At 53.4% G+C, this 14347-nt stretch carries 12 protein-coding genes; 8 read left to right on the top strand and 4 right to left on the bottom strand.

The genetic code is table 11. The features are described from left to right. Positions 1 to 123 precede the first annotated feature (123 nt). Both dnaN and dnaA read right to left on the bottom strand, forming a co-directional pair. The gene (gene dnaN / locus DSM100238_RS04940; RefSeq protein ID WP_152355585.1) at positions 124 to 1248 is read right to left on the bottom strand and encodes a DNA polymerase III subunit beta; all 1125 of its coding nucleotides are present in this window, start codon (positions 1246 to 1248) and stop codon (positions 124 to 126) included. A gap of 494 nt (positions 1249 to 1742) precedes the next feature. Beyond that, on the bottom strand, positions 1743 to 3641 hold the full coding sequence (dnaA, locus tag DSM100238_RS04935) for a chromosomal replication initiator protein DnaA (protein ID WP_152355584.1): 1899 nt from the start codon (positions 3639 to 3641) through the stop codon (positions 1743 to 1745). Between the two features lie 356 nt (positions 3642 to 3997). Between dnaA and rpmH the strand changes: the two genes are divergently transcribed. The 6 genes from rpmH (at position 3998) to rsmG (ending at position 7638) form a co-directional block, all read left to right on the top strand. Further along, the gene (gene rpmH / locus DSM100238_RS04930) at positions 3998 to 4132 is read left to right on the top strand and encodes a 50S ribosomal protein L34 (protein ID WP_015451361.1); all 135 of its coding nucleotides are present in this window, start codon (positions 3998 to 4000) and stop codon (positions 4130 to 4132) included. 16 nt (positions 4133 to 4148) lie between these two features. Next, on the top strand, positions 4149 to 4589 hold the full coding sequence (gene rnpA / locus DSM100238_RS04925; protein WP_152355583.1) for a ribonuclease P protein component: 441 nt from the start codon (positions 4149 to 4151) through the stop codon (positions 4587 to 4589). 9 nt (positions 4590 to 4598) lie between these two features. Next, entirely contained in the window at positions 4599 to 4910 is a 312-nt protein-coding gene (yidD, locus tag DSM100238_RS04920; RefSeq protein WP_152355582.1) for a membrane protein insertion efficiency factor YidD, read from the top strand. A 3-nt stretch (positions 4911 to 4913) separates the two neighbouring features. After that, a complete protein-coding gene (gene yidC / locus DSM100238_RS04915; RefSeq protein WP_152355581.1) occupies positions 4914 to 5921 on the top strand; it encodes a membrane protein insertase YidC in 1008 nt (335 codons plus the stop codon). Positions 5922 to 6134: 213 nt separating this feature from the next. Then, positions 6135 to 6701 (top strand): Jag family protein, encoded by a 567-nt coding sequence (locus DSM100238_RS04910; protein ID WP_152355580.1) that lies wholly within the window; start codon positions 6135 to 6137, stop codon positions 6699 to 6701. A 226-nt stretch (positions 6702 to 6927) separates the two neighbouring features. Next, on the top strand, positions 6928 to 7638 hold the full coding sequence (gene rsmG, locus DSM100238_RS04905; protein ID WP_152355579.1) for a 16S rRNA (guanine(527)-N(7))-methyltransferase RsmG: 711 nt from the start codon (positions 6928 to 6930) through the stop codon (positions 7636 to 7638). Between the two features lie 914 nt (positions 7639 to 8552). Here the strand turns inward: rsmG and DSM100238_RS09330 are convergent. Continuing rightward, on the bottom strand, positions 8553 to 8870 hold the full coding sequence (locus DSM100238_RS09330; RefSeq protein WP_167511045.1) for a hypothetical protein: 318 nt from the start codon (positions 8868 to 8870) through the stop codon (positions 8553 to 8555). A 1220-nt stretch (positions 8871 to 10090) separates the two neighbouring features. On the opposite strand from DSM100238_RS09330, the gene DSM100238_RS04900 reads away from it, so the two are divergent. Together DSM100238_RS04900 and DSM100238_RS04895 are read left to right on the top strand one after the other, a co-directional pair. Further along, entirely contained in the window at positions 10091 to 11035 is a 945-nt protein-coding gene (locus DSM100238_RS04900) for a ParA family protein (protein WP_152355578.1), read from the top strand. 1 nt (position 11036) lies between these two features. Next, positions 11037 to 12569, top strand: coding sequence for a ParB/RepB/Spo0J family partition protein (locus tag DSM100238_RS04895; RefSeq protein WP_152355577.1), 1533 nt, complete (start codon positions 11037 to 11039; stop codon positions 12567 to 12569). Between the two features lie 692 nt (positions 12570 to 13261). On the opposite strand, the gene trxB is transcribed toward DSM100238_RS04895, so the two are convergent. Next, a complete protein-coding gene (gene trxB, locus DSM100238_RS04890) occupies positions 13262 to 14203 on the bottom strand; it encodes a thioredoxin-disulfide reductase (RefSeq protein ID WP_152355576.1) in 942 nt (313 codons plus the stop codon). Between the last annotated feature and the right edge of the window lie 144 nt (positions 14204 to 14347).

The following is a 14347-nucleotide window of genomic DNA, read 5'->3' as shown; positions in this document are numbered from 1 at the left end:
CGGGCAACACCGTTACCGTTCAGGACAATCGCTTTCAGACAAGGTTTTCGCCGTCGTCAAGGTTATCCACACCACCTTGCCGACGGCGATTTCCAAATATCGGGATCAGGACGCCGTTCCTGATCAGTTGCTGAAGCGCATCGGCACCAACAGATACCGGTAGTCCATCGATTCGTCGGAATCTTGTTCCTGCTGCCCGTTGAATTCGACCGGCTTAACCGCTGTCGTCATTTTCATGCGCACGAATGGTTCGGCAATCGCGCTCAACCCTTCGATCAAATAGGAAGGATTGAAGGCGACCGTGATGTCATCGCCATCAAAATCGACGTCAAGCACATCGCTCGCCTGATTTTCATCGGCGACACCGGCGCTCAGCGTCAACTCGTTGCCGGAGAACGCCATGCGGATCGGTGCGTTGCGCTCCGCCACCAGGGACACTCGTTTGATCGAGTTGATCAGCTGCTGTTTGTCGATAACCGCCTGAATCGGATATTCATCTGCGAACAGTCGGTCGATGGCGGGGAACTCCCCGTCGATCAGCTGGGAGGTAGAAACCCTGCCGGCGTTTTCAAAACCGATCAGCGAAGGGTTGTCCTGGCTGAAGTTGATGGTGACGTTCTGGCTTTCGTTCAACGTTTTGGCGATATCGCGAAGCAGTGAACCGCGCAGCAGCGTATTGGTCGAAACGTCCGGATTTTCAGGTGACCAGGTGAACGTCGCCCGGGACAGGCGGAATCGGTCGGTCGAGGTCATGACGACCTTGTCACCTTCGAATTGCATGTAAACGCCGGTCAGAACCGGGCGGGTTTCCTCGCGCGAAACGGCCACGCACGCCTGATCTACAGCCTGATGGAAGGTCTCTCCATCAACTTTGCCCAAAATCGGCGGAACGACCGGCAAATCGGGGTATTCGCTTTCCGGCATGAGCTGCATGGTGAACCTGGTCTTGCCCGACGTGATGACAAGCGTCGAGTTTTCTGTGGCCAAATATGTTTTTTCTGAAGGCAGCGACCTGGTGATATCCGCGAGGATTTTGCCTTGAACCACCGTGCTGCCTGACTCATCGACACCAGCTTCGATATGGTCGCGTGCCGAGATTTCAAAATTGAACGCAGACAGTTGGAGTGTTCCATCAATGGCTTCCAGCTTGATGCCTGCAAGAATAGGGCTTGCCGGACGTGCATCGATGACCCTCGTGGTCCATGCGACAGCGTCCGCAAGCGAGGTGGTATTCACTTCGACTTTCATGCTTCCTCGTTTCGGTTGGTGTTCTGTGGCTATTCTAGCCGGACTTCACCGTCGAATTTGTCGCGTGAACCGGTCGGCATGAATATCGTGATGATGAAACGTAAGAGAGAACAATAGCCTTCGTAATAATCCCGGTGGATAGTGTGGATAAGTGTACGCAAGCCTACGGGGACAAGACGTCACCGTGAAGTCTCCATTGTGGATAACTCCTGAATATCATGTGTATAATCCGGGAAGTTATCCACCGCGGAAAGGTCGTCGAAAAGTTATCCACCGCGAAGGCGAAATCATCCACGAGTTATCCACATGTTTTTCGGGGTTGCCCACGAGTTATTCGCACGATTTACCCACAATTGTGAATAACGTTGTGGATAACTTTTTTCTGATTTCTCCACAACCCCGGTGTGTCGTATCCACCGTTGTGGACGATTGAAAAACTCGGGAAATCCCGTTGTGGGCGGCATTGTCCTCGACGGGAATACCGGTATGACGGATTATTTTTCGGTGGAATGATGCTTGAGACGGACGGTCAATTCCATGACGTAGTTGTACGTCTCCTGCTTTTCTTTCATCTCATCGCTGATACGCGTGTAGGCGTGCATCACCGTGGTATGGTCGCGACCGCCGAATACTTCGCCGATATCGACCAGGCTCATGCTCGTCATTTCACGGGCTAGGTACATGGCGATCTGCCGTGCGAGCGCGATATTCTTCGTCCGCGCGCGGCCGACAAGATCATCAAAGGTCAAGTGGAAATATTTCGCCACCTGGGTGATGATATCCGTGGGTTTGATCTCCACGTCAGTCGAGAAGAAATCCTGCAGGGTCTGCTCGGCAAGCGCGCGGGTCACCGGCTGATTGTTCAGCGATGCCACCGCGGAAACGCGTGTCAGCGCCCCCTCCAGCTCACGGATGTTCTCGGTGAACCGTTCGGCGATGAGATCGAGCACATCGTTCGGGATCTTCATATGGTTCATCGAGGCGATCATCCGCAAAATCGCGATACGGGTTTCCAAATCCGGCGGCTTGACATCAACGGTCAAACCGGATTCGAAGCGTGAAATCAGACGGGCTTCGAAGCCCTTGAGGTTCTTCGGCGCGACATCGGATGCGATGACGATACGCTTGTTCGCCTGATACAACGTGTTGAAGGTGTGGAAGAAGCTGTCGAGTGTCGCTTCCTTGCCGCCCAGGAACTGGATATCGTCGATGAGCAGGACGTCGACTTCACGATACCGGCGGTTGAAATCAGCGATCTGGCCTTGGGACTGGTTCGGATTCTGCAGCGCCTCGATGAATTCGTTGGTGAATTCCTCACTGGTGACGTATCGCACCTTCAGCGAAGGATCCTTAATCAACGCATAATTGCCGATGGCGTTCAGCAAATGGGTTTTGCCTAATCCGGAGCCGCCGTAAATACACAACGGATTGAAATCCTTGCCGGATCCTTCGGCGACGGCCATGGCGACAGTGCGTGCGAAACGGTTGGAATCACCGGGAACGAAGGTTTCGAACGTCGCGTTCTTATTGAGGTGGGTTTCCGGATCGAGCGCGGGGCGATGCTGATCGATATTGAAATGCTCCCGATCGGGCACGCCGGTCTGTACGGTTCCAGGAATATCAGCCTGATCCGGGCTGACAGCAGCATGGATGTGATTGGTCGCCGACGGCATGGCCGCGCCGGGGCCAGCGTTGCCCGGGGCATAGCCTGTCGACGGCTGTTCATACATCGCAGTCGCGGGGGATTGGCCCATATTGTGCGGCTGGACCGGTGGTTGCGGATAGCCGGGGATGTACGAGCCGTATGCGTTCGCGCCCTGCTGTTCAGACAGCCCGGGTGTCTGCCGGTATTGTCCAGCTCCCTGATTGCGGTCCGTGTGCATGGGAACTGTCGCCTCGGGCTGCATCGGGGACGTGGTCTGAGACGGAGACGTCATTGCCGGCTGCTGGAATTCGGCGAATTGGGGCTGCGAGGCCTGTCCCGAACCCCATGAAGCGGCGGGTTGCTGACCGGATTGAATATTGGAATGACCAGAATACGTGGCTTCTTCGCCAGATCCTTGTCTCGGCTGCGCGTCGGGCATGGTGATGTCCGGCTGCGGGGCAAGCGGTTCAGGGTGCGGTTCGATTTTGAACGCCGGGAACATGTCCATCCCGGTGCACAACTTGAGCGCCTTGAGCAGCGGCTGATTGAGATCGGTCTGCAACGCCTTTTGCGTCGCGGCATTGGTGACGGTGAGCACGATGGTGGTACCGAACACGGCTTCAGGGATGACGCCTTCGAACCATCCTTTGTCGCGTGCGGTCAATGACGCGTCATGCTTGAGTACTGCCAGGACATCTGACCAGATATGCACGGCCTGGGTCGCCGGATCTTGCGAACTGTTCGCCATGCGGCCACATCCTTTCCTGCATATTTGGTGTTCCTGTCTGTCTTGGAACAATACCGTAGTGTATGTTTACACCGATTTTAGAAAGTTATCCACAGCCTTGCGTGTTGAAATTGCTGAAATGTGAATAACATCATTGTAATTTGTGGATAACTTTCTCCTCCATATCGTTGTGATTGCAACGTTTTCGAGAGGTTCCCGTGGATACATCGTCGGTTGTCGCGCGATGTGGAAAACTCTGCAGAATTGTCCACATGTTGTGTCGTGTTGACGAATGGGTAGGGGTGAGAGTAGGTTAGTAGAGCTTGACTCATGAGGAGCCATGCTTTTGCATGGCTAAAAAACCGGGAGCGTAAATTATGAAGAGGACATTCCAGCCCAATAACCGCCGTCGTCACATGAAGCACGGGTTCCGCGCACGTATGCGTACCCGTTCCGGCCGCGCCGTCATCAACCGTCGTCGCGCCAAGGGCCGCAAGACCCTGTCTGCCTGAACTGGCGAACTGAGCAGTGGAGCGGCTTACAAGTCACCGTGACTTCGTCACCGTGCTGAAACGTCGCCGGAAAGTCAGCGACCATGACATCGTCGTGCACTATTTGGTGCGCGACGATTCACATTCGCACGCGCAATCGACCGTCAGCTCCAATCCGAACACTCCGACCGCTCACCGGGTCGAGAGTGCGGGTTCCATGGACTCCACGCTCGGAACACCATCACACAGACGTCTCGGACTCGCCGTATCCAAATCGGTGGGCAATGCCGTCACCCGTAACAAGGTCAAACGCAGATTCCGCGTCTTGGCACGGCAATATGAACAAGCATTGCCTGATCATTGCGATATCGTCATGCGAGCCAAACCTTCTGCCGCGCACGCGCAATTTGAATCCCTCGACCATCAGGTCGAGCGTCTGTTCGCGTCCGTATGCCAACGGGCTGCCCAAGACAGGTAAGAGGTCGGCATGGCATCTGCAACACAGGCCGCAGTTCGCGCTATTCACTGGTATCAGAAGAATATCTCAGCGAACACTCCGGCCAAGTGCAGGTATTACCCGACATGCTCGAACTATGCTTTGGAGGCCATCGAACGGTTCGGCATCCTACGTGGTGGCGTGCTGGCGATGTTGCGTCTGTTGAGATGCCGTCCGTGGAGCCGCGGCGGTATTGATGACGTTCCACAGCGGTTCTCGCTGTTCTATCGATATTCCTGGTCGAAGGCCCACGAAGAGCCGCGACTGACGCCACTGGCCTCGCATACGAAGGAGATGGCCTGATCGATGAATACCAATACCGACCAGTTCTTGCTTGACAATGGCTTCTGGGGTTGGCTGTACAAACTGTTGACCCCAGTCGAATGGCTGATGACCCAGATTATGGCCATCTTCCATAAGTTCCTGACGTTGCTCGGCATGCCTGCTGTCGGCACCTCTTGGGTGCTGTCCATCATCTTCTTGGTGATTGTGGTGCATGCGTGCATCCTGCCTATCTTCATCAAGCAGATGCGCGCGATGCGCAAGATGCAGGCACTCCAGCCGAAGATGCAGCACATCCAGAACAAATACAAGGGCAAGAACGATCAGGCCAGCAAGGACGCCATGAGCCGTGAGCTCATGAAGCTGTACCAGGACAACGACGCCAATCCCGCCGGTTCCTGCCTGCCGATGCTTATCCAGGGCCCTGTATTCATGTGCATGTTCTACGTGCTTTCTGCGATTGAATACATCGCCAAGGGCAAGAGAGCCCCGCTCGGCGCCTTTGACAAGGCGACGGCTCAGCAATTCGCTGACAGCTCGAACTTCGGCGTCAACATCACGACACGCTTCATGCATGCGGATACGCACGCGAAGATCATCATCGGCATCTTCATCGCCTTGATGTGCTTCTTCATGTGGCTCATGCAGTTCTACAACATGCGGCGAAACCTGCCTCGCGCATCGATGCAGGGTCAGCAGTACCGCATGCAGCAGGCAATGACCTGGATGTTCCCGATCATGTACATCTTCTCAGGTCTGAACTTCCCATTCGCCGTGCTGATTTACTGGCTGACCAACAACGTGTGTAACTTCCTGCGATCGCTGTGGCAGATCTACACGTTCCCGACGCCCGGATCGCCTGCTGCGGAAGACAAGGAAATCCGTGACCACAAGCGCGAAAACGCTCGCCGGAAGCGTGCCGGGGAGCCGTCGCTCGAGGAGGAGCAGCTGCAGAAGGCCAAGGATGACGCCGCTCGCCGCGAGACTGAAGGCTACCAGCGCAAGCAGCCGAAACGCAAGAAGAAGAAATGACCCCTTGGTGGCGTCGGTATGTCAGGTTATACCGGCGCCACCAATGTGTTGTGCGGCATGACATTTGCCGCAGAACGGGCGATATATCACCTGCCCGAAGCCTGAAAACCCGACACCCGAACGAGGATGGTCGCCGTGTTGCGCATCGATTGATGTGACGGTATTTCCATCCATCCATTAGACTTGACCTATACAGCCGACAAGGAGTACCACATGGCACAGGATGATGAAAAGACGATTGACCAGCTCAATGAAGAAGCTGACATCGCCGCGGATTATCTTGAAGGTCTTCTTGATATCGCCGATTATGACGGGGATATCGAGATGGGCATTCGAAACAAGCGACCCGTTGTGCAGATCGTTGCTGATGACGACAGCGACATCAAACATCTGGTCGGCAAAAATGGCGAGGTGGTGGATGCTTTGCAGCAGCTGTCACGGCTCGCTGTGCAGCAGAAGACGGGAGAGCGGTCGCATCTTATTGTGGATGTTGATGGCTTCCTCAAGCATAAGCGCCAGCATTTGCGTGATGTTGCGCTTGACGCCATCGATGAGGTTCGTGAGACCGGCGAGCCTGTTGATTTGCAGCCGATGAATTCCTTCGAACGCAAGGTGGTTCACGATCTGGTTCGTGAAGAGGGGCTGCGCTCTCGCTCGCACGGTGAGGAACCGAACCGTCATGTCACGATTTATCTCAAGGCTTCTGCGGTTGATGATGAGCAGAATATTGATGATGAATATGATGATGAGGTTGATGAAACCGACGAGATTGAAGCCTGATTCTGGCGAGTTTGGCTCGTTCTCTGGGAGATGAGTCACTGCCGATTGATGCGGTTGCGCGAATATGATGCCATATGCGTTGTATTTGCGTAACCGCATCATTGCTTGTGGAACTCATGCCGTACCGGTAGACCTGATAGTAACTTAACAACTCCTGAACATAAGCTGTATATATATCATCCTTTGATTTGAGTACATTGAAATCATGACAGAAAGAAATACACCCATGGTTGTGCAAGACAAGACACCGGATCGGACAGATGAAGATGCGAGATTCGACGAATTGGACAATTCCGAACTTCCTCAGCGAATCCTCGCCGATGCATATCCGGTGTTGAAGCAGTTCCACGATAAGCTCATGGCCGAGGGGGAACCTCGCGGCCTGATCGGACCGCGTGACGTGCATATTGTATGGGAACGCCACATTCTCAATTCTGCAGCAGTAGTTCCCTTTATCCGCAAGGCCGTGTCACATGATGCCAAGAAGCGTGTTGCCGATGTCGGCAGTGGCGGTGGTTTCCCCGGTATTGTGGCTGCTGCATGTCTGCCGGATTGTGAGTTCACCCTTATTGAGCCTATGGAGCGCCGGGTCGAATGGCTTAACGAATGTGTACGGCAATTCGGGCTCGACAATGTACTGGTTTTGCGTGCGCGATCCGAGGAAGTCATCAACCAGATCCGCAAACATGATCTTGAGCCTTTCGGTGCTGTCACCTGCCGTGCGGTAGCGCCCATGACCAAGCTGTCCGGTTGGACTCTTCCTCTTCTGAAGTCGCATGGACAGCTCATTGCGCTGAAGGGTCGTTCCGCTCAAGTGGAACTCGACAAGGCTGAGAAGATGATTCGGAAGTATCATGGTGCCCATGCTCGTGTCTGTCTTGCACCTGTGGGGGAGGGGCTTGAACCCACCCATGTTGTCCTGGTTGACAAGATGTAATGTGAACAGCGGTTTCACTTCCCGTAGGCGTTGCTGACAGCGGCTCTGCCCCGGACATGCGTGGTGTCGCGTACCGCTGTTGGCTGATTGTGACGTACTGTGTGAGGTACTTGTTGGTGGGGATGTTTCACGTGAAACATCCCCACCAATGGTGTATCGGAGTTTGACCATTCTCGTGCCCTGTCTTGTGTCGCTCGCGATCGTTGCTCACTGTATCGATCATTTAGGTCCATCGTTTCAATTCTTATGATCCGGACCCATTCTTGCGGATAAGCAGATATTCATCGCCCCTGTCCCTATGTCGATATTCGTATTGCTGATGCGGGGTAACGCATCGTTTTGCAGTACCCTCCTGTAGGCCAATCCCCGTGTCTGATGCATGATGAATCAAGCTTGGCGGCCAGCGCATGGCAGTGTTGTATGCTCTTATCTATATGGTCTTTTCCGGACACGCCTCTCGCGGCATATCAACTCGTATAGCCTACGTTTCCTCTCATTCTGATCAATGACTCAATCATCCCATTTGTTGCTGGCATTGGACTATCGCGATTGTATCCAGTTGGTCGATATAGATCTGTATGCGATTCGGAGGATGATCGTTGTTTCAGTGTCATAACGGACGGTTGCATGATTCGGATTCGCACGCCTAGTTCTTGTGGTAAGCCATGTCTTCTTGCAACTATGAACTGAGCCTTCATGTTCTGGTGTGTTGCCGATTACCTGTTAGACCAGTGACTCTGTTGACATGGTGATTTGGATGTCGCCGCCGGTTGTTCTGGTAGCTGTGTTTGGTATGCATGTACGTCTTATCTCATGCGAAAGATGCGGCCTGTGTTGTTGTTTTTGTTGTTGTCCGCTGTCGGTCAACACGTCGAAATGTGAATGGGCGGATGTATTGCCAGTTTCCTGGTTGCCTATGTTGCAGGGATGCTGCATTCATCACCCGGATGGTGCATGGTGAGGCGTGGCAACAGCCATATGATCACCATCTCACGTCGTTGTCTTCCTGCCGATAGCATGGTGATCCCCTTGTGGGCGCGTGAGAGGATTCGCACCACCATACCACGGTCCAGTATGGTTATGTGTCCGCTCGTGATACTTTGCAGGAATGCTTTGCTTGTAGGGAGATATTTGATTATCTTGCCCCGCATATCTTGGTATAGGAGTTCTGGTGATCGTTCGAATGATCTCCACGTGGTGTAGTGATGAACTTCTGCTCCGTTGATGTTCATATGCCTGGTGCTATCTGCGTACTGAAGTTGGCATGACAAAGCGTGTCTCTGCAGAATGGAATCGAACGATGGATATGGTGTTTCACATGAAACACCATATCCAGGCTGTCCCTGTTGAATGAGTGGTTGGCTGTGGCGAACCATTGGAAAGAGTATATGGGAGCATCAGTTGGGTAATGTTTCAAGTGAAACACACTTGTCGTATTTTCTCGTATTGATTCGCCCTTGCCGGTTCCACGGTTTACTAAGGTGCATGTCCAGGCAGGCTCTGGCATGGCAATGTTTCACGTGAAACATTCAAACCGTCCTGCGATTATTAGATAACGCTTGAATGTGATACTCCACAGGAGGGTTTAAGACATAGGGAGCTTCGCTCGAGTATGTTTCACGTGAAACATGTATATCAACGATTTCTGAAAACAATCGTTGTAAGCGATGGGGTGGGTGGATGAAATTTGAGGGATGAGTTGGGTGAATGGGTGGCGTGTGCTGAATATATACTTCACACGTCCCTTTGTCTGCACTTTGATAGATATCGACTCATTCATGAATGACAGTTATATGGGTGCCTGCAGCTAGGAATGTTCCACGTGAAACAACTGCATCTGTGTGTTCAGTGGATATGTGCTCTTGAAAGTGCCCACGGTGGTGAATGCATCAGAAATGGGACACTCTCTGGATGATGTTTCACGTGAAACACACGATCCATGCTGATGCTCAAGGATGGTCGTGCTCATGATATGTTGTCGCAGTAATATGCGCACCTGCATTTGAAATTGGTATAGGTCGTATATCCGTATTGCTTCGCATCCAGATGACGCCAGTGCAACCATTATTTGGATTATTTTGCTCAGTGATGTTTCACGTGAAACATCGGATATCATTCCGGCCTCGTCTCATTAATCCAGAGAGATAATTCGGTCTTGTGACATACAAGAAGGTATAGTTATCCACATTTTCAGAGCATTGAAAAAATTATCCACAATGTTGGCGTTTACCTGTTGTACACATGGTTTCCTTGAGCTTCGGCGGTTTCCGCTGGAAGTGACGACGGGTTATCCACATAGTTATTCATTGTTGTCCACATTTATCCACATTTTTGTGGATAGGTGGTTGGGCATGTCCAGTGCAATGGGGAAACTGGAACAACTGCATATCAAGGAGGAGCTTTGTCGACGGCTGCACAACGTTCAACAAGTTCAGAGCAAGGGGGTCGTTCCATGAATTCCGCTTCGGATATCATCCGTCGGATTTTTGGTGACCAGGCGGATTCGCTCGGCAGTGAGATCGCCGAGGAAACTACCAGGTATCAAGCCCTCCATATGGTGACATTTCCTAAGCCGACTGCGACGCGAAGAATCGCTGTAGCCAATCAGAAAGGCGGAGTGGGCAAGACCACGACGACGGTCAATCTTGCAGCGGCACTCGCGGAAAGCGGAGCGAGGGTGCTTGTCCTTGATATGGATCCGCAAGGCAATGCCTCCACTGCTTTGGGTGCCAAGCATACGTCGGGAGAGCCTTCGATTTACGATGTCATCGAAGGTCGTACCACCATCCGAGAAGCTATCCAGCAATGCCCATCATTTGACCATATGGATGTGGTCCCTGCTTCGATAGATTTGAGCGGGGCGGAGCTTGAAATCGCTGATCTCTCCAATCGTACTGATCTGTTGAAACGTGCTCTGGATGAATATCTGCAATCCTGTGATGAACCCTATGACTATGTCTTTGTGGATTGCCCTCCAAGCTTGGGTCTTCTTGTCATCAATGCGATGTGCGCGGTGACTGAAGTATTGATTCCTATTCAAGCCGAGTATTATGCACTTGAAGGTCTCGGACAACTGATCAACACCATCGGCCTTGTCCAGGACAATTACAACCCTGTGCTCTTAGTGTCCACGATGCTGGTCACCATGTTTGACAAGCGTACGATTCTCAGTCGTCAAGTTTATGATGAAGTGAAGAATCACTATCCGAATATTGTGCTTGACACGACTATTCCCCGTTCGGTCAAAATCTCGGAGGCACCCAGTTTCCAGCAAACCGTGATTGCATATGATCCGCACGGCATGGGAGCGATCGCCTATGGGGAAGCGGCCCTGGAGATTGCGCGGAGATCTCCGGCTGTTCTGGCAACGTTAGAAGCAAAACGAGGTGAGCACTGATATGGCGACGAAGTCACGTCTGGGCAAGGGGCTTGGTGCGTTATTCCCTGCATTGCCGGGCGATCCCAATGAACCTGCACAGCAAAACGATGCTTTGGATCACGAGCAGGCGTCTGCTGCTGATGGCAATGAGCCTATCGCACATGATAAGGCGTTGGTGGACGGGCCTGAGAACAGGCAGCGTAGCGATGCGAATCCGACGCAGGATCAGACGACATCGGCGAAGCAACAGCGCGGTGGGAAGATTCGCGAACATGTTTCACGTGAAACATCGCAGCATGCGGCATCTTCATCTGCGAATACCAAACATGCTGCGCATGGAGTATCCCGCTTGCCGCATAGGATGAGCATTCCTTCCCTTGAGGAGATGACCCATCCGAGCGACGTATTCTTCGGAGCCATGCAATCGACGGAAGCAACCGTTGAGAAGCGGGTCGACGAGGGCAAGAGTGGATCACGGGAACAACAGCCTGACATGAACACCGTATCAGCCGGTAAGAGCCAAACGGTTCCTCAAGGACCAGTGACAACAGCTACCGCTGATGAACACACCACACCGGATGGAAATGTTTCACGTGAAACATCGGCGAGCGACGGCGCGGAGAAGCAAGACCTGAAACCTGTACAGGGTGGTTATCTGGCCGAATTGCGGCTGGATGAGATTGGTCCGAACAAGGAACAGCCGCGAACGATTTTCGATGAAGATGAGTTGCGGGAACTCGCTGAATCGATTCGGGAGGTCGGTGTGCTGCAGCCGATCGTGGTCCGGAAGCGTCCGCAATCACAGCTGGCTGCAACGTCGGACCATCAATCCGAGAGCAATGATATCAACGGCGTGATGCACAGGACCTACGAGCTAATCATGGGGGAGCGTCGATGGAGGGCATCTCAGCTTGCAGGCTTGGAAACCATTCCGGCGATTGTCAAAACGACCTCAGACGATGAGATGCTTCGTGACGCTCTGCTGGAAAACCTGCATCGTGTAGCGTTGAATCCGCTTGAAGAGGCGGCGGCATATCAGCAGATGATTGATGAGTTCGGATTGACCCAGGCCCAGTTGTCGAAATCCGTGTCGAAGTCCAGACCGCAGATTGCGAACACCCTGCGATTGCTGAATCTTCCGGCATCAGTGCAAAAGAAGGTCGCAGCCGGCGTATTGTCTGCCGGGCATGCTCGGGCATTGCTTGGACTGTCCAATGAGGAAGATATGGACAAGCTTGCCAACAGGATTATTGCCGAGGGTCTGTCTGTGCGCAGCACGGAAGAGATTGTCGCGTTGAAGACGATGGCGGGGGAGCAGCCGAAGAAGGAGAGCAAAAAGACTGCAAATCCTTGGACTGATTCTCCGATCCGACAGCATCTTGAGCAGCGCTTGGATACCAAGGTGACCATTAGAGGCAGCCAGAAGAAAGGGCGGATTGAGATCACCTTCTCATCTCCGGATGATATGCAGCGGATTCTGGACATCCTGATGCCCCAGCAGCAGGAGGGGAATGCGCCTGCAGCCGCTGATGGGGAATCTGACTGGGTGTGATGCAAGGCGGATTCCTGGACTCCTGAGCTAATAACGCGGTGCGGCCGCAATCCAAGGTTTCCCCGGATTTCTGATTTGCAGCAGAAATCCGGGGATTCTGTTGTTCACTAGGTGATGACGACCGCACTGTGTGTGGCCATGCTTGAATTCGGTCGGGAATCTGCCGTTATACGGCGTGCCATGTCGTAAGTGGATCTGAGACATTTAGAACAATCAGATAACGTTATGGTAACTCTCAGTATCGAATACAATTCAATTAGCGTTGCGCTGTGACAGATCACGGAATACGGGCTGGTACGGGTACGTGAGAATCTCAGCTGGCGATATCTGACGACAGTCGGATTGTGGATGCCGCTGCCGGCAATCAGTGGGGGTGAAGGAATGCCTCTGCTGATGATGGCGGAATTCGTCCGTATTGCAAAAACCAACAATCTGGTCACTCCGGGGCCACTGCGTAACCAGATTGAGTAAGTGCACAATCTGGTTACGCTGACTGGGCTGTTTGCATAGCTGGTTTGGATTGATATACAAACTATCTACGCAGGGGTCGTGCTGAGTGTAACCAGTTTGAGATATCACACGATCTGGTTACATTGACAAGGGTATTTGCGTAACCAGTTTGTAGAGATGGGGTGGGTGGGGATTGCGGTGCTGGGGCGAATACCTGCCGAATGTCTTGGGCGCCGAATGACTTAGGCTTGCCCGGTAAGATACGCCTGTGCATCCAACGCAGCGCGGCAACCCATACCAGCCGCCGAAATAGCCTGGCGATACACGCCATCCACCACATCGCCCGCAGCAAATACGCCAGGCACACTCGTGCGTGTCGAAGCACCATCAACACGGATATACCCATGCTCATCACATTGAAGCGCGCCATCAAGAAACTCAGTGGCCGGTGTGTGCCCAATCGCCACGAAAACACCGTTTGCGGGAATGTCGCTCGTATCGCCATTCACCGTATCGCGTATCGTCACAGACTGAGCGCCGGATTGATCATCGCCGTTGACCCGCTCGACAACGGCATTCATACGGAACGTGATCTTCGGATTCTGCTGAGCACGATCAACCAAAATACGCGAAGCACGGAACGCATCACGCCGATGGATAACGGTGACCGACGAACCGAAACGGCTCAAGAAATCCGCCTCGGTCAACGCGCTATCGCCGCCGCCGACCACAACAATGGGCTTGCCACGGAAGAAGAAACCGTCACACGTAGCGCAATACGAGACGCCGCGACCGGAGAATTCGGCCTCGCCGGGCACGCCGAGTTTGCGCACCCGCGAACCTGTAGCCACAATGACGGCGCGAGCGGTGTAGGTATCCCCGCCATCAAGTGTGACGCGCTTGACATCGCCGTTCACATCCGCAGCAACCACGTCATCGTAGACGATTTCGGCGCCGAAACGCTCAGCCTGCTTCCGCATCGCATCCATCAGATCGGGGCCGAGAATGCCATCAGGGAACCCGGGGAAATTCTCGACCTCAGTGGTATTGACCAACTGTCCGCCGGGCGTGAGCGCACCCGCAATCACCACCGGATGATACCCGGCGCGGCCAAGATAGATGGCGGCAGTGTAGCCGGCAGGTCCGGAACCGATAATGATCACGTCAGTCGTCTGTTCAGTCATGCGTCCTAACCTAGCACGTCCGAACGGTCATGATTGTGCTGTCAGCGCAGTGGTGAGACTTCGCCATACAACACACGACGAAGGTGATGAAGCAATGCATCCTCGCGCTCCGGGCAGCCACCGCCACCAGCACGGAGGAATTCG

This window comes from Bifidobacterium apri, from assembly GCF_009299485.1.
In the GTDB taxonomy this organism is placed as follows: domain Bacteria; phylum Actinomycetota; class Actinomycetes; order Actinomycetales; family Bifidobacteriaceae; genus Bifidobacterium; species Bifidobacterium apri.
This window is presented reverse-complemented; position numbering and strand designations above follow the sequence as displayed.